The following is a 21733-nucleotide window of genomic DNA, read 5'->3' on the forward strand; positions in this document are numbered from 1 at the left end:
TATTCTAAATTGGATCTACTTTTTAGGAAACCAAGGGAAGAATGCACTGGTCCTGGATTTATATTCCAGGTAAAGATTTCCCTTGGACTTTAGTTGTCCTATCTCATTCAAAGGAATACCTGTTATTTTAGTTAAAAGAATAAACATAACTAATGGAGAAATAAGACCAATCCATCCCCAAGGAGAAGCAAGTGAGACCAAGCCAAATGAAACCCAAATGATCCACTCAAAAAAATAATTTGGATGCCTACTATATTTCCAAAGCCCAGCATCACAGACCTTTCCTTTATTCGCAGGATCTAACTTAAATTCCGCTAATTGAAAATCAGCTACTGATTCTCCCCAAAGTCCGATTATAAAAACACAAAGGCCTATTATTTCTAAAGTATGTGTTTGTATGGAAGGATTTAGAGCGGGAAAAAGAAAAGGAAGGCTTAAGATCGTTCCTAGAATTCCTTGGAACTGAAATACATTTGTGAAAAATTTTCGATCTACCTGATCTCCATATTCTTTTCGGAATTCTGTGTATCTTGCATCTTCATGTCCCGTCAGAACTCTTGTGGTAAATATAAAATAAGAAAGTCTCCAACCCCAAACCGTTGCCATAAAAGTAAAGATAGCCTTTCTAACCGAAAAAGCATCCCCTAGTATAAAATACACAATTGCAACTGTGGAAATACAAAGTCCCCATCCCACATCTACGATGGAATAATTTTTGATCAGCTTTCCGATCAACCAAAGAAGGCTCATCAAAAAGAATATAACCACCCAAGCACTGAACATTAAAGACACAGCTTTTTCGTACATTAGAATGCTCCGATATACATGGATTTTATTTGCGAACTATCTGGTTTGCTTTTTTGACCAGTATTAATAATAAAAAATAAGAGATCCCTGCTGGAATTGGAACCATACATGTCCAACCAAGAACAGCATATCCTGCTGAATGAGAAAGCCCTTCCCATACCCCAGAACTGTCCCCTTCTACTAACTTATATGCCCAAGTCAGATCCAGCTCTTTGCCTGATAAATATGCTCCCAATTTTAAAAAAGGGATAATTAGAAAAACTTGAAATGGATACATCGCATAATTTGCAATCTGGATCGAGACAGGATTTAACCTTAAAACAAAACCCAAAAAGGCACATAATGCCATAGTGGTCCCGATCAAAGGGAAAATACCTATCGCTCCACCGATTGCCAAAGATAATGCGATCTTTTCCGGACTGGTTCCGGTTTTTAATTCTTCTAGGATCCTTGCTTTAGTCTTAGCTAAAAAGGAAGGTTTCGATTCTTGGTTTTCTAATTTTGTCACTGAGAATTTAGTCCGAGATTATTCGGTCTGGTATACACAACCTGCACTACGCTGATATTTCTCATATGAAAGGCTGCAGCGCAATACGAAAAATAATATCTCCATTTGCGTAAAAAGGATTCGTCATAACCCATACCTGCGATTGAGGAAAGATTTTCTTCGAATCCTTTCTGCCATGACATTAATGTTCGATCGTAATATTTACCTATATCTTCCAATTCATGAAGGAACATATCACCTGTCTTATTGATCGCCTCGTTGATCCGAGCTATAGAAGGTAAAAGTGATCCAGGAAAAATATGTTTTTGGATAAAATCCACGCCCTTTCTAAAAGATTCATATCTAGAATCTGGACAAGTGATGATCTGGTGAGCCATGAGTCCGTCTTTTTTCAAAACCCTATGACACATTGCAAAGAAGTCTTCGAAATATTCGTGACCGACAGCTTCTAACATTTCTACAGTCACGATCTTATCGTAAGAGCCCTGCACTTTTCGATAATCTTCTAGCCGGACTTCTATCTTATCTTCTAAGCCCATCGCAGAAATTTTATCTTTTGCAAACTTGTATTGCTCTTCTGAGATCGTATAAGAAGTTACTTTGCAACCGTAATTTTTAGCTGCATATGTAGAGAATGCACCCCAACCTGTTCCAATCTCCAAAAGATGATCGGAAGCCTTGAGTTTCAATTTCTTACATAAATTTTCTATCTTAGCGATTTGCGCTTCTTCCAAAGATTTTGCCTGTTCAGCAAAGTAGGCACAAGAATAAGTCATTGTTGGATCTAAGAACTTCTTATAAAAATCATTTCCTAGATCATAATGTTCAGAAATATTCCTTTTACTGCCTCGAACGGAATTATTTCGAAACAAATGTAGAAGTCGATTCCCTATATTCATCAATGTAAGATGAATAAAATTTTTATTAGAGCCACTAACAGAAGGTGTACTTTCAATATTTAATAAGAACCAACAGATGATCGCACGAATATCATCCGTGTCCCAGTCGCCGTCCATATAAGATTCTGCGAGCCCTATATCTCCGTATAATACCAATTTTTTGAAAAACTTTCTGTCTTTCACTTGTAGGATCGCATGATGAAACTCCGGAGGATCCGAAGAATTAGGATTTCCTAAATATCTTTGTCCGCCATCCGGAAAAAGAATACGCAAAGATCCTCTTTGCATCCCTGCTAATGCGGAGAAAAAAATCCTTTCATAAAAACCTAAAGTTCCGAGATCGGAACCTGCACTTTCCAACGGTTCTACTTTTACAATATTATCGCCTTCCAAGATGCAATCCTCTTTGTTTATCTAACCCTTCATTCTTTCGAATGAAAGGGATTTTTTTTAGGTAAAGAAGTAAGGCCTGCCAATGGATGAGCCCGATCACTTTCAAAGTCACAAAAGGATATTTTATGAACATCCAGATTAGATTTAGATCCGTCAGATCCGAAACCTTTCCGGTATAAGTTGTCACCATGACCCTTTCTCCATTTTCGAAAGCGTCTATCCTTAAGTTTACTCTTCCTCCTTGTGGAGGATTTAAATGAAATTCGAACTCGGAGTCCAAACCGACAAACGGAGACACATAGAAGAACTTCCCTTCTTTCTTTTTAAATCCTTTCTGATCAAAGGATCTTTTTCCAAGGAAGTATAACTTCATTTCTCCGAATGTATTTCCAACCTCTACAACGGCGCATATTGGATTTCCATCCTTATCCTCGGCAAAATAAAATGATACCGGATTAAAGACGTAGCCGAATACTCTTAGGTTGGTGATTAGCGTTACCTTTTCTACCTTCTCTTTGACTCCTTCCTGTCTTAAGTACTCTAAAAAATTTTCTTTTAACCCTTCTTTTCCGAAGTTTAAATGATCAGTATCTTTAAAAGAAAATACTCGAAACTTATTATTTCCAAGCATCCATAAACGATCGTTTACTATATCAAGTTCGTCCAGGTCCAATTGGAATGTAAAAATCCCATAATTAAACCGATTCGGTTTAGGGATCTTACGGTCATGCATGACTCTGGCTTCGACTATCTTGGAATTTAGTCCCATACCTTCCTTCCCAATAAGGTTTCCGATAATTCTCTAGCGGACCAAAATGCGTCCTCATGGAATCCATATCTAAAATAACTGCCGCAGAAATAGATAGGTCCCTTTCGATTCAGTTCGGATAATCTGCCTTGGGCCTTTAAAGAACCGACATGAAAAAGAGGATGTTCGTATTTGATCCTTTTCAGGATCTTTTTAGGATCCACAAGTCCTGGATCTCCTATAGATAGAAAATAATCCTTTTTCTTTGACACTCCCTGCAAACAATTCATCCAATAAATCGTATGAGGTCGGATCTGACCATGGATCTGGTCCATTCTATAATTCCAAGAAGACCAAGTGGACTTTGTATTCGGCATTACTGAATCATCCGTATGTAAAGTCGCAATATTCTCCTGATACGCGAACTGAGATAATAATTCTTTCTGTAAAGAACTAGGTTTTTTTAAAATAGATAAAGAACTGTCCGCATGGCAGGCAAGTATAACCTTATCGAATATTTCAGACTTCTTACCTTTGAATATAAGTTTTGCCTTTCCTGTTGGAGTAGATTCAACACCTAATACTGGTGAGTTCGTATGAAATCGATCTTTATTGGACGAGAGTAATCTTTTTACATATTCAATAGAGCCGCCATCCACTGTATACCATTGGTGTTGAGTATTCAGCCCCAAGAATCCATGATTCAAGAAGAATCGAACCAAGGAGTGTGCAGGAAACTCTAACATCAGATCTTCCGGGGTAGACCAAACTGCGGAACTCATCGGCACAAGATAGTATGTCAAAAGATCAGGATGATACCCTTCTTCTTTTATATATCTATCTAGAGAATATTCTTTGTATTTTGGATCTTGTAATATCTTAGGAGACTCATCGTTGAAACGATTGATATTCAAGAGCAGTCGTAAAAAACGAAAATTGAATATATTTTTTCTTTGAGCAAATAGACCGCTCAGCCCTGAACCACAAAATTCCAGATTGTCCGGAACATGCTGCACGCTAAAAGACATACTCGTCTTCTTTGTAGGCACATTTAATTCTTCAAAAAAACGTTTTAAGTTTGGGTAAGTAACATGATTGAATACTATAAATCCAGTATCTATCGGGATCTTTTTATCTTCTTCCGGTATGAATACAGTGTTTGTATGACCTCCAATATAGTTTTCTTTTTCGAAAACAGTGATATCGTAATGGTCCCGTAAAAAATAAGAACAACCCATTCCAGCAATGCCAGAACCTACGATGGCAAGTTTTTCTTTTTTGGAGTTAGATTTCCGTTTAGATTTCATGAGAAGGTTTCTCTATAGACTCAATTTATGTAAATACGGTTTGGAAAAATTTTTCCAAAGCTCGGCCATTAAAAGGTAATTCGTAGATTTAGTAAAAACAAAAATTACGGGCCGAACCCGTAAGCCAATACAATGTATCTTAAGATACGAAGTGAAAAAACTATTAAGGCAAAGATCCAAAATTTTTGGCGGAAAAATCCGGAAAGCACCGTGATTGGATCTCCTACAAATGGCAAAAAAGAAAATCCTAATGCCCAATATCCCCATCTGGACATTCTTTCTGCCCAGCCCGCATATGTTTTGGATTCGGAGATCCTAGTTTCTATTTTTTTTCCGAACCAATATCCCAATGAATAATTGAATGCGCAAGCGGCACAGTTCCCTATCGAGGCCCAGAACACTGCTTCTACTGGAGAAAGTCCAGACCAGATTGCTCCCATAAGTGCTGCCTCAGAACTGAAAGGAAGTAATGTAGCGGCCCCGAAAGAAACCAAACTCAATCCTGGTCCTGCATAATCTTGTAGGAGTTCCGATAAAAATTTTGAATATTCCAATATTAACTTCACTTAAGTCCTAGATTTTTTTCAGTATAAATCCAATTTCAAATGACCCCTTTGGGCTGTGGATCGGATATGTAAAGTAAGACGATTTGATAAAGAGCGCCTAACCTTGAAAAAATTAATATCCCTATTTGTAGTTTGCATTTTTTCCCTTCTGCCTTCTACTCTATTTGCAGAACCTTTTACCCTAATTGGAGGAGGTACCCAAACTTCTCCTTTCACAGCAAAAATAGGAGTCGGAGCTGGACAGGCAGAATACCAGTATGGCCTTGCAGGCAGATCCGAAACTTATAGAGCGGGATTCGAATATAATCCTAAAAACTTTGGCTTCGAGCTTGGAGTCAATCGTAGTGGTTATTTCATTCCTCAGGATCGCTCCACAGAAATGGCTTCTGCGATGATACTTTCTGCCCCAACTTTCGACAACTTTGGATATTATTTTGCAGCAGCGGCAATGATCGATAAGGTCACATTCTCCAAAACTTTCTTAGATTTAGGACCCACATTTCATTTCCGTCCAGGATCTAAATTTGATCCATATATCGGAGCAGGATTTGGAATCGCGGATATAGGCGCAAAACAATCTACATTAAGAGCGTATGGCAAACTTGGTGTCCGGATGAATTTCGAACGTAGCTTTTTATTCTTAGAGTTGGAAGGAGCTTCTATCAATCGCCATTTCCAAGGAGAAAAGTATATCTACGGAGAAGGTTCTGGGATTTTCGGATTCGGTTATTATTTCGGATCAGCATCCTCTTCTGAGAACAAGGAAATAGCTCCCGCAAAACAGAAAGAAGAAGAGCCTAAGCCGGAAGAAAGTAAAAAAGAAGAAATAACTCCTACTAAAACGGAAGAGGATCAGCCTACAGAAGAGAAGCCTTGAGTTAGGTTTAAAATTCTTCTTATATTTTATAGAGGAATGACTTAATTTTTCGTTTTACCTGAGTAAAGACCTAAAAACAATACGAAGCAAGCGGTATTAGCCTGCTTCGTATGGACATCTTCCAGTTTTCCTACCATTCTATCGGATATATTTCAGGTACAATTTTTACTATTTTCCTGATAGTCTCTTTGCTAAAATTAAAAAGCAAAACTAGACATGCATGGATACTAATCGGTTATCTGCTGTTCGTACTATTTTTGAATTTTGGATTTCTGATCCGAACTTCTTTATTCCTGCCGTCCCTATCTAAACCTGCTTGTTTCCTGATAGCACTATATACTTCCTTCTCCAACTTAGGGCTTTTATATTTTATATATTCTTTTTTTGGAATAGATCGCAAAAGAGAATCCAGAATTGCATTATTGGCAATATTTTCTGCGGGGATGTTCGGGTTTTTGTTCTATGTATTGAAGAATATCAACTCTGAAGTTTCCTATAATTTCAGCATCCAAATGTTCGAATTTCAAGAGCCTGAATCTACGGCTCCCATGGGCTCCATTCATTTTTTGACATTTATTTGGATATTAATCGTTCTAGTAAGACACAATATACATTTAAGAAGAGAACTTACTATTGAGACAGATACAGATTCGATCGTAGAGAAAAAAAGAGCCGTCCGAATGTCCCGCAACTTCGGACTGGCAATCTTACTTCATGCATTATTCTCTCTTACTTATACTTTTTATGGATGGGGTTATCTTTCCTTTTCTAATTTTCAGCTCATACTCACTTCTGTCACAAGCTTGCAACTTTTCTTTTATACAGTTCTGTATTTGAATTATTTTCCAGAACCTTCTTCTTTTATGATCAAAATACTAGGAGTTTCATTGGCAACAGTGCTAATCCTACTTTGTGTGGTAGCTCGGATCAGTTTTGTATTGATTGAAAGTCATTATGATGAAACAAGAAAAACAGAAATAGAAAACCTGAGAGAAAATCTAAAATTAGGGAAAGATCATATTCTCCCCAAGGATGTGTTATATCTAATTTCCAGTTTAGATCAGAATAATACTTCTCGTTCTGATTCTTCAGATAGAAACGATCCATCGCCTATTTCTAAAAGAATGTATAGAGTACTTTCTCTTCCGGAAAATAAGCCTGTATATATTATTTGGTACACATTTTATTCAGAAGGAAGGATCTACGAAATAGGTTATCCTTATGAATCTTATAGTAAGATGATCCATTCTATCGTTTCAGTGATTGCTTTAATCTTAATTTTTTCTTCTATCTTTTTGATCCTTCTGCTTCCCTATTTAATCCGCAAAGGACTAAGAGACTTACAGATAGATCAGAAAAAGGTTTAGGGCTTTAGATAGTACTAGACTAGCAGCTTTCTCATCTGCTCAGAGACGGAAGCTGCCGCTTTTCCTGCCGCTTCTGCAAAATCAGGGCCAGACGAAGAAAATATAATACTTCTGGAAGAATTGATTAAGGAATTTTTTCCACAAACTGAGATCACTTCTTCTAAAGAAGCGCCTTGAGCTCCATAACCTGGGATTAGAAAGATTCGATCTGGATGAGCTTTACGAATTTCTAATAACTCCTTTGGATGAGTTGCTCCCACAACAAGACCAACATTTTTAGCCGGAAATTTTTCGCTCAAAGCCGCAACTTCTCTGTATAAGGTCCTGCCCGTTTCAGAGAATGTTTTTTTCTGCAATTCGGAAGAATCTGGATTAGAAGTCAGACAAAGTAGGAAAACCATTTTGGAATCGTCTTCTATAAACGGTTTGATCGTATCAGACCCCATATAAGGAGAAAGAGTAAGAGAATCCACTCCCAATTCTTTAAAAAAGAATTTAGCATACTGTCTTGCAGTATTATCTAAGTCTCCACGTTTTGCATCTGCAACAATTGGGATCTCAGGATGATTTGTTTTAATATGAGAGATCAGTTTTTCAAACTGCTCAATTCCTTTGGAACCGAACGCTTCGAAAAATGCAATATTAGGCTTATAAGCGACTGCATATTCTGCGGTAGCATCTACAATCTCTTTGGAGAATACGTATAGTTTGTCTGGAGTATTTGCTAAGGAAGGAGGAAGTTTGGTGATATCAGGATCGATTCCAACGCAAAGAAGGGAGTTTAATATCTCCCTTCTTTTTACGAATTTGGAATAGAAATCCATTATTTTCTTACGATGTACTCTTGCGCAAAAGGAGGAAGAGTAAATGCAGCCTTATGGATCTCGGTAGAGTAATATTTTAAACCTTTTGGAACTCTATTCGGATCAGGTTGAACCTTATACGGGTCTGGTCCTTTAGAGCAGTAAGTGAATCCTATGATTCCAGAAGGATAAGTAGGAACCACTGTGAAATAATATCCGCAGTGATTGAAAACTTCCGGAATGAATTGGAATAATTCCCTAATTATTTTTCCGTGATAGTAAAAACTTTCCGCCTGACTGGTACAGATCCCTCCTTGTTTTAAGGAAGCAGCCATTGTCTCATAGAAAGGTCTTTTGAATAAAACTTCTGCAGGGCCAACAGGATCGGAAGAGTCAACGCAGATCACATCGAAATATTCTTTATAATCCTGAACGTATTTTGCTCCGTCTTCGTATGCGTGTTTGACTCTAGGGTCTTTCATCGCATTTGCGATCTCAGGAAAATATTCGTAACAAACGTCTACAACTCCCTTGTCTATCTCGCAAAGATGTACTTCTTTTACGGAAGGGTGTTTTAGGATCTCACGAACGGTTCCTCCGTCCCCACCACCGATCACTAGAACTTTTTCTGGATTCGGATGGCTCATCATAGGAACGTGAGCGATCATTTCATGATACGCGAACTCGTCCGCCTCGGTCATCATGACCACTCCGTCAAGAGTGAACATTCTGCCGAAACTTTGAGATTCGAATACGTCTATTTTTTGGAAAGGAGTCTTACGAGAATGTAAGAACTCCTTCACTCTAATCTTGAGAGCCCTTCCGTTAGGTAACTCGAGGGTCTCGTCCAGCCAAAGTTCCAATATGACCTCTTAGAAGCGGTTTGTTACTGTAAGACGCATTGCAGCGCCTTTGAAAAATTTGCGAGTAAACTCAGCCGCAACTTTAGGATCGTACCCTTTACAAGAGAAGATATCGATATAAGAAGTATTGGTATCGTTTGCGAAGTGAGCAGAAATACAAGAAGTCTCGATCAACTGCACCATGGAGTATCCAGCTACACGATCATCTTCGCCGAAGTAAACTACTTGGGTCTCACCGAAACGTTTCATCTCGATCAAATCACATAGTTCCACAACGTATTGTTTAATTGCATCTGCGTCACGGATAAGAGCTGCATCACAATTTTCTAGATCGATAGAGGTTAGAAGTCCCCAAGCTCCGTCTTTGAAAGGTTCATACACTTTCAATTCAGGGTCAGATTCGATCTTGGACTGGATATAAGTAGGGAAATTTCCGTTAAAACGTTTACGGACAATTTCTGCCTCTTCATTACGAGCCCATGCGAGTTCAGGATTTTTCATCGCAGGATGATAAGTGATCTCTTGGCCAGCTTCGATGTCACGAAGTGCAACCAGAGTGATATCTCCCTGAAAACCGCAGTTTGCATCCGCAGATTGGCGGATATAATGAACAGAATCAATTCCGTCATCATGCAAAGGAGAAACCAAATAGAAATCCTTATGGACTCTATGTGGGGAAGAAAGTCCGGAAAGTCCTGCGAGTTCATTCTTATGAACTGCTTTTCCTCCCCAAACTGCTACAACTTCTCCTGCAGAGATAGTTTCCTTAGTAAAAAGGAAAGCTTCGCCTTTGTCGGTAGTAGCGATTTCGATACTGTTTCTTAGATAAGAAAAACGATTAACAATTTTAAGTTGGTCTTGGATCTTTAGGCTCATTCTCTGATACCTCTCCTCATTAAAGTCTGAAAATAAGTGAAGTCGACCCTTCCTCCCGGAGAGGGGAACTCGTCTTTATCAATTAGGGTGTTTCCGGCTCTGCCGGAGAGAAGATACTTATTTCCCAACTGGTTTGTGAGGTAGGTCTACGCCAAGTTTCAACAAACCGCGCTTCATTTCCACTACGGAGATGCTCTTTGAGCCGAAGCGTTCCTTGAGATATTCCAGAGCTGCCTGATTATCGATTAAGTCTCCGCAAGTGAAGACGTCGATAGCGCAATAACCGTATTCGGGCCAGGTATGTATGGCGAAATGGGATTCGCTCACGACAACCACACCGCTCACACCAAACGGACTAAATCTATGAAAAACAGATTTAACTGTGGTGGCGCCGGAGAGGTCGACTGCCTTCAACATGATATCTTCTACCAATTCGTGATTGTTGATGGTCTCGTAATCACACTCATAAAATTCTGCAATTACGTGCTTTCCCAATGCGTTCATCTACTGCCTGACACCTCCTAACCGGTTTTGGTTTAGTAACCGAGCATGCGTATGACTATGTTTTTTTGTCAACTCTCTACGTAAATTTATATTTATTTTTTCTGTGCAGCTTTTTCTAAGATCGGAAGATCCTATAAAGATATTACATTAGATTTCTCCGGCGAGTTTAGTCTGAGAATCAAACAAGGAGAATCATCATCAAAAATATACGAATTCAAAAATGGGTCCTTTTGAGCTTTTTCGGGGTTTTTTGGGTTATTTTAGGTACGCTTATTTACATCAACAGAGAGAAGTTCGACTTCTTGAAAACTTCTTCTTTTGTTTTTCATTCCAAACAGGAAGCGATCTCTAACGCAGAAAAAAATGAAAAAAAAGGAATCATACTTATCTTAACTCCTAGGTCTTGCGGAGAGTGTGGCGTAAGCGCCACACTACTAGAGGAATTAGATTCATTAGGTTGGAGTATTGTAAGATTGGAAGAAGAAGATCCAGACTACGAAACAGTACTCTCTGATGATAGATTCTCAGAAATACTGCCAGCAATCCAAGAATCCAAGCCAGCATGGGGAGTCTTCAATTTGGGAGAAGAACTTTTACTAGCGAAGCCTGGATTACCCAGCAAATTGGATCTAGAAACGATTTTGTAATGTTAGAAGAAGTTGTGAAGCTTCTTCTAAACGTTCAATCTCCCTTTTTTAGGAATTCGGAGATGGAGTTCTTGTCCTTCTCCAATGAATGTCTATGGATCTCTTCGATAACTGTTTCGATCACAGAGCCCATTAAAAATACTCCAGAGCTTACTTTTACTTCGTAACTTCTCTCTGATTCGAGAGGGCTGATCTCTTTGTAAACGGAGAATCCTTTGATGGTGACGATTGAATCATTTCCTGGAGGTGCAATCGTAAACTCATGGGTGTTTGTAGAGATATCGAAAACGGAATCTTCTAAAAGAGAAGGATCCGAAAGAAGTGTAGCAAGCACCTTTGGCAGGGATTCGGCTAACTTTACCTTTCTTTTTTGGTAAACTTTGTTTCCCTCTTTTCTTTCCTCCAATAATTCCACGTTTTTCAATTCGGGGAATCTATCTAAATATTTGTATCTATCTTCTCTAGCTCTGAGTAAATCTTGGAGGGGAACTGGGAAAGTTTGTACTACTTTATATTGTTTCATCCGGGGATCCTGAGGATTTGTTTAGCCGTTTCCCGGGCAGTCTGTTCGCATTTCCTTGCTCGGGAAACCCTTTTTTCCTTCCGGTCGAAAGGAAAAATCCGAATGACAGGCTAGCCGTAAAAGGGGCTCATGACTAGAGTTCCTACGCTAATTTCAAAGAATGAAAGACAGAACTTGGATAGAACTTTCCAGAACAGCGATCTCAGCAAACCTGAAAAATTTTCGCGCTCTTCTCTCCCCTAAGACCTTACTCACTGCAGTCATTAAATCAAACGCATATGGTCATGGGCTTTTAGAAACTGCCGAGCTCGCTCACAAAGCAGGAGCAGATCTTTTCGGGGTCAATTCATTAGAAGAAGCAAAACTTCTGCGTGGGAAGTACCCTGAGTTTAAGATCTTGATCATGGGAGAAGTTCCAGGACTCGCAGAAAGGACAGCTGAAGTTTCGGATCCGAATTTTTGGATCATTGTATCCCGCACGGAAGAAGTAAGAATTTTAACAAATTGTAAACCTTCTCCCCAGATCCATTTGAAAGTGGATACTGGAATGGCTCGTCTTGGATTTTTCGGAGTCGATTTGGAAAGAACACTTTCTGAGATCAAATCGGAAGGACTAAGACTAGATGGGATCGCTACTCATTTTGCAAGTACAGAAGATGTATTAGAGCAAAAATATTCCAAAGAACAGATGAAGTCTTTTTCGGAAGCGGTCCTTCTCGCAGAAAAATACGGATTCAAAAATTTAGTGAAACATGCATGTGCTTCTGCTTCTACCATGTTGTTTCCGGAAGCTCATTATGATCTAGTTCGAGTAGGAATTTCTCTCTACGGTTTATGGCCGAGTTTGCAGACTAGACTTTCTTTGCATCTAAGTGGCAAAAAAGATTTTAATCTTTCGCCTGTCCTTTCTTGGAAAACTAGAATTGTTCATATCAAAACCGTTCCGGAAGATAGTTTTGTAGGTTATGGTTCTACCTACCAAACAAGCGCAGCTACAAGGATTGCGGTTGTACCTGTTGGTTATTACGAAGGATTGGACCGTAAACTTTCCAATAATGGAGTCATGCTCGTAAAAGGAAAAAGAGCAAAGATCCTGGGAAGAATTTGTATGAATATGACGATGTTGGATATCACACATATTCATGATGCAGAGATCGGAGACGTAGTTACGATCTTAGGCAAAGATAAAGAAGAAGAAATCTCAGCAGATGATCACGCAAACTGGACTTATACAATTAATTATGAAGTTACCACTCGGATCAGTGAGTCGGTCCCTAAAAAAATAGCAGAATAAAAAGAGAAGAGGAACTGGATGGACCCTAATACAGAAAAAGAAACTCCAAAACAAGTTCAGCCTGTATACACTACTAAGACCTATAGTTTTATGATCAGGATCGTATTCAAAGCGAGAGGAATACTATTTGATGGTTTTGAAGAACATTTCCCAGCGAATAATCCTAAAAAAATTTTAGAAGCTCCCTATCCTTCCATCCTAATGGCAAACCATGTTTGGGAAGGTGATGTTCCTGCTCTCGCGGCAGTTTATCCTCATATTCATCCATCTATTAAATTTGCAATCCCAGCTAGAGAAGATATTTTAGGAAAAGATTTTTTAGTGAAGGAATTCAAACCGAAAGGACTTCTGAAACTATTCTTTTTACTTATCGATAAATCAGGAATGATTCCTAAATATTTAGATTATATAGGTTGTGTTCCGATCAAAAGACCATTCAGAGATAATGCGAGAGAACTTTTGAAAAAAGGACTCTTAAGAGATATGGTCGACCAAGAATGGGGTTATCTTTCTGACAGGATCTCTGAGGGAAGAAATCTTTTCCTATTTCCGGAAGGAGTTTTTAACCAAGACGGTTATATGGCTCAAGTTAAGAAAGGGGTCTATTTCCTCAGAACTAAATTCAAAAATTTGAATTTTACTTCCTTCACTTTGACTTATGATTATTTCTCTTCTAAAAAATCTGAGCTCCATATAGGCTATGGAGAACAATTCCCTATTCCTGAAAATGCGGATGCAGATCAAGTTACCGGAATTGTAAAAGAAAAATTAGGAAGCGGATATACTATCACCGCAGGAAATTTAGCTTCCTATATGGTCTTAAAATTTGAAGGAAAGGCTAAAGAAAGTAAGGAAAAATTATTTTCACTTCTTTTATCCTTAGCCGAAAAGATCAAAAGTTCTCATCCTGAAATTTATATTTCTGAAAAATTCAAAACGGATGCGCTAAAACATGCATTCGATTCTTTTTTAGAGAAAGCCAAAAAAGGTGGGTTCCTAAAATTAGAAGGAAACGATATAGTTTTCTTGGAAAAATTGTTTCAGATCCCAAAAGATCTTCATAATTTAAAGAAGAAAAATTTGGTCTTATATCATAGAAACCAACTCACGTACCATCTTCCTAAACTGGATACGCTTTGGTCCACAATCAAAGCCTGAGGAGTAACTTTTGGCATTTTGGAAAAGATTTGTTTCCCGTAAAACTAGGGTAGAGAACTGGATCACAAAACCCGGAGTTCTGGAAAACAGCGTACGTAAAAGTTTACATTTTCTTTTTAGATCAAGCTTAGAGGAAATTTTTCCCGAGGACCTTTCCATCTCTCCTTCTGCTTTAGGACTAGTTCGTCTTCCAGAAGAAAAACTAAAAGTTTTATCGGAAGAATTTCCAATAGAGAAAGCGTTCCCCTACACTTCTGCAGATGAATTTCTTTCTGAAGAATCTATGAATTCTATCGTAGAATTTATTGCAGGAACACAAGCCGCGCCTTCAAAAAATCTGATCCTAGGAATTTTAAATCAGCCGGAAGTCCAGGCGATCTTCTCCCAAGGATTGGAGAAGGTGCTAAATGAATTCCATAAAAAGATAAATCCTTTGCATGGAGTTTTCCAAGCGGCGGGTTTAGAAAAACAAATCTCTCAATTTTTATCTTCTCTATTACCTACATTTACAGAAAGGATTGCCGAGTTTGTTTCTATAGGTTCCGGAACTCAAGAGATCCAAACAGTGATCCGAAACACTTTGAAAATTCTTTTCCAAACAGGTTTTAGTGACCTGGGAAGATTGGAAACTTCTAGATTCGGCGCCGGAACCGATAGAATCAGAAGAGCGATTGCAAGTGATGAAAAAGTCCGTGGAGCCATGGAAAATTTATACTCCGTGAGCAGAGATACATTACTGAATCATTATAGAAAAGAAACCTTGAAAGAGTTTGTCGGCCTTTCGGAACCCGAATTGGATCTTTGGATCGGTAAAATTTCGGAAGATGCAGCGTCTAATATCAGAAAGGTCCACGCTAAAAGATCTCTTTCTCCTTTGGTTCTGGATCTGCTCTCGGATATTTTGGGATGAAGAAGGTTATCTCCACCATCCAAAACGCATTAGAATACCTGGATAAACTAGGACCTCAAAAATCCTTCCAGTTATTCCGTAACCTAGGTTATGAAGCGTTGTTTTCCATTTCGGAAAAGGTGGATCATAAAAAACTTTTATTCTTAAGTCAAAATCTGAGCGAACAGGAAATTGTAACACTTCTACAATCCATCCAAGAAACAACCCTTGTGGATCTGATCCAGAATACTGTTCCTTCCGATCTGGTATATTATGTAAAACATCTAGGTCTAAAAGATCTTAAATTTTTAGCGGAGTCTATTTCTCCTTTAGATGTTTCTAAGATCAATCATACTATAGGTTCTAAAACTATCGTAGAGATCTTAACAAATATCGGGCCTGATTCTTCGATCGCATATTTGAATGCAATTGGTATAGATTCCTTTCTGGAATTAACTAAGGCATTACCAGTTAAGGATTTTGTTCCTTTAACTAAGGCTTTAACTCCAGAACAATGTGCTGAATGGATCCGTAAAAGATCCATCTCAGAGATCCCTGCTTTATTAAAAGGTTTAGGAACAAAAAACGCTGTAAATCTTTTACAGCAGGTAGGTTTTCAAAAGGTAATTTCTATTTTATCCGTTTTGAATCCGGAAGAACTTGTGAATTTAATTCACACTTTAAACAAAATGAAATTACCTTCTGCCCAAAAACCTGCTGCTAAGAAGACAAAAGCCATTCAAAACAAAAGAGCTTCTAAAAGAAAACGTAAAAGTCCTTAAGTTTAGTTTCCTTTTTGAGCAGAGATCACTTCTTCCCTACTCTTAGAAATTCCATCCAATCTTTCTTTTACCAGTTTCTCGTATTCCGGATTGGAGTTCTTTGGATTTTCGTTCACTAATTTTTGGTAATTCTCCATTCCGTATTTCAGGATCTCTAACATATCGTCGGATCGTTTTAGTTTTGCATTTAGATAGAAGGACATTTCTTCTTTAGGAACATCTTTTCTTTCTAAAATTTCTCTTTGGATCCTATAATAACGATCTTCGTTTTCTTTTTTCTTAGCTATTTCTTCTTCAGAAAGTTTTTTAGGGATAAGGGAATTATTAGGGAATTTTTCAGTGAGAGGTTTGAACTTCTCATAGAGTTGCTCGTATAGTTTGGCTTTTTCTTCTGGGCTTAAACTTTCCAGATAAGACTTTGTTTTGCTAGGTTTGGAAACAGGTTCTTCTGTAATCGCAACAGGCGCGGAGACTGTTTCTTCTACATGTCCAGAAAAATCTAAAAAGGATCCGCCCTCGAATAAAGAATTTTCTTTTCGAGTCAGAGTCTCTTCTGATAGTCCGCCTTGGTAGCTTGTGTTTTCATTTGTAGAAGTTCCCGGAAATAGAAGATAAAAAATTCCGATCAAGGAAACGATAATTATGGATAAGATTAAATACGTTCTTTTTTGATTCATTCAGAATACAAAGGTAAAATCACCTTAAAAATGCTGCCACCTTTTTGGTTTGGCTCTACGATGACTTCTCCTCCCATTTTATTAGTTAAAGTTCGGCTGATAGAAAGTCCGAGTCCAGTACCACCCACAGTTCTGTTCCTTTGGTCTGGTATTCTAAAAAATCTTTCGAAGATCAATTCTTTATACTTAGGATCTATACCAATCCCGGTGTCCGTAAATCGAACCTCTACTTTTTTATCCGCGATTTTTTTAAGAGAGACATCGATTCCGCCTTTTTCCGTGTATTTTATCGCGTTCACAAAAAAATTCGTGATGATCTGAGAGAACTCAAATCTCACTCCTTTTAGTTTTAGATTTTCAGAGAGATCAGTAGTAACTGTAAGTCCGCTTTCAGATGCAGAAGGAGAATTAATATAAAGAACTTCTTCGATCACAGTTAACGGATCAAAAATTTCATACATTTCTTCAGACGTTTGTGAGTCCTTTTTCTCCAATTGTAGAAGGTTATCTATTAGGAAATTTAACCTTCTCACATTCTTGCGGATCACGTCAGTCATTCCCTTCTGATCTTCGTTCAAAGGAAGTTGTTCATCTGCAAATAGAAGATCAAAATATCCTTGGATATTCGTCATAGGAGATCTAAGTTCATGAGATATATTTGATATAAACTCATGTTTGATCTTTTCGGATTCTAGAATTAATGCATTATCATTTACTTGGATTTGATAGAATCTTTTTGTCTCGGCACTGAAGCCGGTCACACTCAAACCAACTGAAAATTTAGTACCATCTTTTAAGATCAAACCTGCCTCTGGAATGAAAGTCATGTTTTGGTCCTTTCCTCCAGGAGATTTCAGTTCCGTTTGTTCTAAAATATCAGGAAGAACTCTCGCAAGTCGAATATTTTTGATCTCTGAAGTTTGGTATCCGGATACTTCTCTGAACCTTCTGTTTGCATCCACGATCATTCTTGTGTCAGCGTTCACTATGATCATTGCATCAGTTGCAAATTCGAACATATAACGGTATCTTTCTTCCGTAGTTTGGCGTTTTAGATCACTTATATCTAATCTGGTTTCTAAGAGATAATTGTCCTCGGAAAGTCTTTTGTTCTTTTCCTCTATGTCTCGGATCTCTTGATTCAAATAATCTAATATTGCATTCACAGTGGAACGTATAAAAAGGTACGGGCTTTTAGGAAGTTGTGTATCTAAAGAAACTTCTCTTCTTCCTAAAAAGAGAGAAAGTGCCAATTCTTTCATTTCAGAAACCAAACTTCTGAGAGGAGAGATATCTTTTACAATATTGCCAAACTTTGCTTTTCCGTTTGAATAGTACCCATTATAAAGTTTGGAATTTGTCTGAGTGATGGAAGAAGGAAATTTAGGGAAAGGATTGTCTGCTACTGAGTGAGCCAGATTTTCTAAAATTTTCTTTCCTCCTTCTAAACCTGGGAAAGTTTTTCCATACATTTCCATCACGAAACGTACATCTTCCAACGAAGGCATTCCTGATAAAATTTTTCCAAGTTCAGGAACTGGCCTTCTATAAAATCCGTCTAGTTCGCCTGGCTTCCAAGGACAAGGGCCTACCCAATCCGCTACGAAAGAATCTCCTTCGTAAGCCACATTATTTGCCAGATCTTCCATTGCCTTTTTGATTGCTCTGGAAACTCTATTTGCTTCTTCCGGAAACTTAGAAGCGAATCTTCCTGTGAATGCGATCATATTCGTAGGTAAATAATAAGGAGGGATCTCGTTTTCTACTGTGAGGCAGTAACCCTTCTCCCCAAAAAATGGATACTCTTGTAAAGATGCGGCCGCACCCAAACACTCTGCACGAATAAACTCATGAGCGAGTAACGTAGGTCTTGTGGTAAGATAAGGTACTGGTTTTCTTCGATGGTAATTTTCGGAGCGAAAAAATTCCTCAGCTACAAATCTATCTAAGGAATAAGGATGTAAAATGGGTAAAAAACTATGATATGAATCTCGGATGGACTCAGCTTCCATATAGGATGCAGAATAAAATCCATGCACCAAACAAGATAAAATGATCCCTCTATAAAAGGTCCAATGCGGAGAAGTTTTTTTGAGTTGTTGATGTGCCCATGCGGTGAAGGGAATTTCTCCTGCTTCTGCCCTACCTTCTCTCAAGTGAGCAAGAACTGCCTCGTAACTTTTGAGTGCTCGAACTCTGACGAGTACATCTTCTTCTTCAAAGTATCCTCTACTGAAAGCCAGGAAGACCGGGAATGCTGTGAGCCTTGGGGTTGTGACTATCTCTATTTCTATCACGCGGTCTATCGTTCTTAGGCACCGGGTTTTTTCAAGAAACCCTTGGATTTCCTTTCTAAAACCTGTAAAAAAGACTCACGGGATCTGGATTTTCTTCCGAGAGACATAATAAGGATGTGAAGATTAGCCATTTTGGCTTAGGTAGGAACTCCTGAGGCTTGTATGAAGTTAGATGATCTAGAATCTTATCGCAGAATTGTCTCCAGAATGGAAGAAATCCAAGGAATTACTGAGAGATTTCAGCCGAAACCTCCAGCTCAGGACGGAGATCCTACACCTAAAAAGATAGAATCTGAATTTTCTCAAGAGTTGGACTCTAAAATGAAGGGGATTTTCTCCCAGGAGAATGATCCGACTCCAAAAGATCTAAGCAGTATTATAGAAAGAGAATCTAATAAAAACCATCTGGATCCAAATCTGGTAAAATCAGTGATCAAGGCGGAGTCCAATTTTAAACCAAATGCGGTTTCTTCTAAAGGTGCGATCGGCTTGATGCAACTAATGCCTGGAACCGCGGATATTTTAGGCGTAGAGAATCCTTTTGATCCAGAAGAAAATATCGCAGGCGGGACTAAGTTCCTAGCGGATATGATGAAAAAGTTCGGAAATTCTGATATGGCGATCGCAGCTTATAATGCCGGACCAGGCGCTGTTCAAAAATACGACGGAATTCCTCCTTACAAAGAAACGAAAGATTATGTAAAGAAGGTAAATCGTTTCTGGAAAGGAGAATATTAAGAAGGTATTAATAATACTTCTTTAATTCTCCGAACAAACAAGAAGTTAATTCAGAACAACTCGCCATCTTCTCAGGTTGAAGGCATACCTGCATCTTATCAAAATGTTTCCTACAACCTCTTAAGCAGGAATTTTCCACCTTATATAATTGGTCTTCAGAAGTTTGGGGATATTCGTTCTTAGTACATTTCGCAAGGTTATCGCAATAATCCAAGCAAATCTCTTTTCCTTCCCATTCCATTCCTGATTGAACCACAGGGCCTCTGGAATATTTGAAGGCGATAAATGTGCCCACGGCCAGACCCAAAACGAAAATGGGAAGATAAGGGAAAATTTTTCTAAAAGGGAATTGGCTCATCGACTCTCCAATTCGGAATTCTTATTCCGAGAAGGCTCATAAAAATATACGTATTCTTTTCCTTTAGTTGGGCTCAGGAGTTCCTTCAGGGTAACATCTCTTTTCCAAACAGTTTGTGTCTGGAGAAGTTGATATCCCGACGGAATAGGGACCTGCTCCTGGAAGAAGACCAAATATCTAATTCCATCCACACAATTTCGATCCGCACCTGGAACAGAATGAATGATCTCCGCACCTGGAAGCGCATTTCTAAAAGTAAGTGCAGTCCAAGGATTTTCTGAAACTATACAGATCTGTTTTGCACTAGTGAATGGTCCTTTCTCCGGAACCTCGCTTAGGTTTACTCTAGGAAGAATGGAAAATTGAATATAAGAAAGTAAGCCTGCAGCGAGCAGTAGATTTAATGCAATGGTGGAAGGAACTCCTGATTTTTGCACTCGGATCCTTCTTCCCCATAAGAAAATCAAAAGTAAGAATGCTGTGAATAGCAATTCCGCCCATATATTTTGGCCAAGAAGAATTCCGAATCCCCACATTGCAGCCAAAACCAAGACACTAATCCCGAAGCAGAATAGATAGTTCAAGGATAGAAGCTTAGAGAATTGATATTCCTTTTTTCGAATGAAGAATAATCCGATTCCCAAGAAAGCCAAAGGGATCAATGGGAGAAGGTAGTAAAAATCCTTACGGTTTGGCGCCAGGTGGACCAAACAAATTGCAAGGATTGCCCAAAGGTAGGAACTCCCGACTACTTCTCTTACTGACTTTGGCTTTTGGAATAATTTAGAATAAAATCCCGAAAAGACCGCGAGGCTGAATGGAAAACTATAGAGAAAGAATCCAAGAGGGATAATCAATTCAGATTGATTTGCAGTGGCTGCGGAAAATTTTCCTAGGTTTTCTGTGAATAAGAAGATCGTTAGAAATTCTTTTCCTAATTCTGAATAGGAAAGAAGGACCAGAATCCAAATTACCGGAACGATCAATGAAGAAGAATGGAATATGATATGGGTAAGGAGTTCCTTCCCAATTCTTTTTTTGCCTGCCCATCCCCCGTTCAAGTGAAGAAGAAAAATTCCAATAATAGAATAAGACCCTAAGATGATCCCACTATATACTTGGAATACAGGACCTTTGATTAGAATTGCGATCCCAGAAAAGAAACCTCCGACAAATAACCAGATCTTATTTTTAGAAAGCCTGAATTCTAAAATTGTAACGGAGACTAAAATGATGAAGAAGGCCAATAAAGACTCCATCATCACCAAACGGGAAAATTTGAATACGCCTAGAGTAAGAGTGTAAGCGGCAGAAATTGTGAACGCAAACTTAGGACTTCCACCTGCCCTTCTAATTCCTAGGTAAATTAGAACAGAAGATCCGAAAAAGAGTAAAAAGGAAGGAAACCTTTCTGCAAAAAAGCTGACACCAAAAAGACTGTCCGAAAAAATTCCGAGCCAAAACAGAGCGGGTGGCTTGTAGAGATTTAAAACGCCTTCAAATTTAGGGAAAAGATAGGAAGAAGAGGCTAAACTTTCTCGGATCGTAGCGATATGCATCGCTTCATCCCCTTGGGTTAAGATAGCATTCCCTCCAGATCCAGGAAGAAGGAGGAATACGTTTAACAAAATGAGCAGAGAAACGAATATTCTATCTTCATTTAGGCTTTTTTTATAAAACGAATTCCAAACCATAAATTTGAGGAAAGTTCCCTTTTAAACGGAGTCTCGATCAGAAAGGATCAAAAATTCCGCATGTAATCATTCACTTACTTATCACCATATTGTAAAAATAAACGGAGTAGGCAAGAGTAAAGTGATCTAAAAAACAAAAATGCGCTTGGCTGATTAGT

The 21733-nt window shown here is 38.5% G+C and carries 23 protein-coding genes; 8 read left to right on the top strand and 15 right to left on the bottom strand.

Annotated features, from left to right (window positions below; all coding sequences use genetic code 11):
- Positions 1 to 15 precede the first annotated feature (15 nt).
- The 6 genes from CH362_RS12280 to CH362_RS12305 form a co-directional block, all read right to left on the bottom strand.
- Complete coding sequence (locus CH362_RS12280; protein WP_100710643.1) at positions 16 to 807, bottom strand: DUF1295 domain-containing protein; 792 nt, start codon at positions 805 to 807, stop codon at positions 16 to 18.
- A gap of 25 nt (positions 808 to 832) precedes the next feature.
- A complete protein-coding gene (locus tag CH362_RS12285; RefSeq protein ID WP_100710644.1) occupies positions 833 to 1315 on the bottom strand; it encodes a DUF2062 domain-containing protein in 483 nt (160 codons plus the stop codon).
- Complete coding sequence (locus tag CH362_RS12290) at positions 1312 to 2607, bottom strand: SAM-dependent methyltransferase (protein ID WP_100710645.1); 1296 nt, start codon at positions 2605 to 2607, stop codon at positions 1312 to 1314. Before CH362_RS12290 ends, CH362_RS12285 begins: the two co-directional genes overlap by 4 nt.
- Complete coding sequence (locus CH362_RS12295) at positions 2594 to 3376, bottom strand: DUF1365 domain-containing protein (RefSeq protein ID WP_100710646.1); 783 nt, start codon at positions 3374 to 3376, stop codon at positions 2594 to 2596. Before CH362_RS12295 ends, CH362_RS12290 begins: the two co-directional genes overlap by 14 nt.
- Positions 3367 to 4662: an NAD(P)/FAD-dependent oxidoreductase gene (locus tag CH362_RS12300; protein ID WP_100710647.1), complete on the bottom strand. Its 1296-nt coding sequence runs from the start codon at positions 4660 to 4662 to the stop codon at positions 3367 to 3369. The genes CH362_RS12295 and CH362_RS12300 overlap by 10 nt, the downstream gene beginning before the upstream one ends.
- A 104-nt stretch (positions 4663 to 4766) precedes the next feature.
- The gene (locus CH362_RS12305) at positions 4767 to 5216 is read right to left on the bottom strand and encodes a YqaA family protein (RefSeq protein ID WP_100710648.1); all 450 of its coding nucleotides are present in this window, start codon (positions 5214 to 5216) and stop codon (positions 4767 to 4769) included.
- A 115-nt stretch (positions 5217 to 5331) separates the two neighbouring features.
- On the opposite strand from CH362_RS12305, the gene CH362_RS12310 reads away from it, so the two are divergent.
- Together CH362_RS12310 and CH362_RS12315 are read left to right on the top strand one after the other, a co-directional pair.
- Positions 5332 to 6105, top strand: coding sequence for a hypothetical protein (locus CH362_RS12310; protein WP_100710649.1), 774 nt, complete (start codon positions 5332 to 5334; stop codon positions 6103 to 6105).
- Positions 6106 to 6215: 110 nt separating this feature from the next.
- Entirely contained in the window at positions 6216 to 7472 is a 1257-nt protein-coding gene (locus CH362_RS12315; RefSeq protein WP_100710650.1) for a HAMP domain-containing protein, read from the top strand.
- Positions 7473 to 7486: 14 nt separating this feature from the next.
- On the opposite strand, the gene pyrF is transcribed toward CH362_RS12315, so the two are convergent.
- From pyrF to speD, 4 genes are all read right to left on the bottom strand, one after another.
- The gene (gene pyrF, locus CH362_RS12320) at positions 7487 to 8296 is read right to left on the bottom strand and encodes an orotidine-5'-phosphate decarboxylase (RefSeq protein ID WP_100710651.1); all 810 of its coding nucleotides are present in this window, start codon (positions 8294 to 8296) and stop codon (positions 7487 to 7489) included.
- Positions 8296 to 9138 (bottom strand): polyamine aminopropyltransferase, encoded by an 843-nt coding sequence (speE, locus tag CH362_RS12325; RefSeq protein ID WP_100710652.1) that lies wholly within the window; start codon positions 9136 to 9138, stop codon positions 8296 to 8298. Before speE ends, pyrF begins: the two co-directional genes overlap by 1 nt.
- 9 nt (positions 9139 to 9147) lie before the next feature.
- Positions 9148 to 10014 carry an S-adenosylmethionine decarboxylase gene (locus CH362_RS12330; RefSeq protein ID WP_100710653.1) on the bottom strand — a complete coding sequence of 289 codons (867 nt, stop codon included), beginning with the start codon at positions 10012 to 10014 and terminating at the stop codon, positions 9148 to 9150.
- A 117-nt stretch (positions 10015 to 10131) separates the two neighbouring features.
- Positions 10132 to 10518 (bottom strand): adenosylmethionine decarboxylase, encoded by a 387-nt coding sequence (speD, locus tag CH362_RS12335; protein ID WP_008596834.1) that lies wholly within the window; start codon positions 10516 to 10518, stop codon positions 10132 to 10134.
- Positions 10519 to 10820: 302 nt separating this feature from the next.
- Here speD and CH362_RS12340 point away from each other — a divergent pair, with 302 nt between their 5' ends.
- Complete coding sequence (locus tag CH362_RS12340) at positions 10821 to 11165, top strand: hypothetical protein (protein WP_244280574.1); 345 nt, start codon at positions 10821 to 10823, stop codon at positions 11163 to 11165.
- 34 nt (positions 11166 to 11199) lie between these two features.
- Here CH362_RS12340 and CH362_RS12345 read toward each other — a convergent pair whose 3' ends face one another.
- The gene (locus tag CH362_RS12345; RefSeq protein ID WP_100710655.1) at positions 11200 to 11688 is read right to left on the bottom strand and encodes a DUF2505 family protein; all 489 of its coding nucleotides are present in this window, start codon (positions 11686 to 11688) and stop codon (positions 11200 to 11202) included.
- 160 nt (positions 11689 to 11848) lie between these two features.
- On the opposite strand from CH362_RS12345, the gene alr reads away from it, so the two are divergent.
- From alr to CH362_RS12365, 4 genes are read left to right on the top strand one after another with little or no spacing between them, the layout of a single operon-like run.
- On the top strand, positions 11849 to 12982 hold the full coding sequence (gene alr, locus CH362_RS12350; RefSeq protein WP_100710656.1) for an alanine racemase: 1134 nt from the start codon (positions 11849 to 11851) through the stop codon (positions 12980 to 12982).
- Between the two features lie 18 nt (positions 12983 to 13000).
- Positions 13001 to 14140 (top strand): 1-acyl-sn-glycerol-3-phosphate acyltransferase, encoded by a 1140-nt coding sequence (locus CH362_RS12355; protein WP_100710657.1) that lies wholly within the window; start codon positions 13001 to 13003, stop codon positions 14138 to 14140.
- Between the two features lie 10 nt (positions 14141 to 14150).
- On the top strand, positions 14151 to 15050 hold the full coding sequence (locus CH362_RS12360) for a hypothetical protein (RefSeq protein ID WP_100710658.1): 900 nt from the start codon (positions 14151 to 14153) through the stop codon (positions 15048 to 15050).
- Complete coding sequence (locus CH362_RS12365; RefSeq protein WP_100710659.1) at positions 15047 to 15811, top strand: hypothetical protein; 765 nt, start codon at positions 15047 to 15049, stop codon at positions 15809 to 15811. The genes CH362_RS12360 and CH362_RS12365 overlap by 4 nt, the downstream gene beginning before the upstream one ends.
- A 2-nt stretch (positions 15812 to 15813) precedes the next feature.
- Here CH362_RS12365 and CH362_RS12370 read toward each other — a convergent pair whose 3' ends face one another.
- Together CH362_RS12370 and CH362_RS12375 are read right to left on the bottom strand one after the other, a co-directional pair.
- Positions 15814 to 16488 carry an LIC_20245 family lipoprotein gene (locus CH362_RS12370; protein WP_100710660.1) on the bottom strand — a complete coding sequence of 225 codons (675 nt, stop codon included), beginning with the start codon at positions 16486 to 16488 and terminating at the stop codon, positions 15814 to 15816.
- Entirely contained in the window at positions 16485 to 18785 is a 2301-nt protein-coding gene (locus CH362_RS12375) for a sensor histidine kinase (RefSeq protein ID WP_100710661.1), read from the bottom strand. Before CH362_RS12375 ends, CH362_RS12370 begins: the two co-directional genes overlap by 4 nt.
- A gap of 162 nt (positions 18786 to 18947) precedes the next feature.
- Between CH362_RS12375 and CH362_RS12380 the strand changes: the two genes are divergently transcribed.
- Positions 18948 to 19523 (top strand): lytic transglycosylase domain-containing protein, encoded by a 576-nt coding sequence (locus CH362_RS12380; protein ID WP_100710662.1) that lies wholly within the window; start codon positions 18948 to 18950, stop codon positions 19521 to 19523.
- A gap of 7 nt (positions 19524 to 19530) precedes the next feature.
- Here CH362_RS12380 and CH362_RS12385 read toward each other — a convergent pair whose 3' ends face one another.
- Together CH362_RS12385 and CH362_RS12390 are read right to left on the bottom strand one after the other, a co-directional pair.
- On the bottom strand, positions 19531 to 19881 hold the full coding sequence (locus CH362_RS12385; protein ID WP_100710663.1) for a Cys-rich protein: 351 nt from the start codon (positions 19879 to 19881) through the stop codon (positions 19531 to 19533).
- Complete coding sequence (locus tag CH362_RS12390; RefSeq protein ID WP_100710664.1) at positions 19878 to 21575, bottom strand: ArnT family glycosyltransferase; 1698 nt, start codon at positions 21573 to 21575, stop codon at positions 19878 to 19880. The genes CH362_RS12385 and CH362_RS12390 overlap by 4 nt, the downstream gene beginning before the upstream one ends.
- Positions 21576 to 21733: the final 158 nt, after the last annotated feature.

This window comes from Leptospira saintgironsiae, assembly GCF_002811765.1.
GTDB lineage: Bacteria > Spirochaetota > Leptospiria > Leptospirales > Leptospiraceae > Leptospira_B > Leptospira_B saintgironsiae.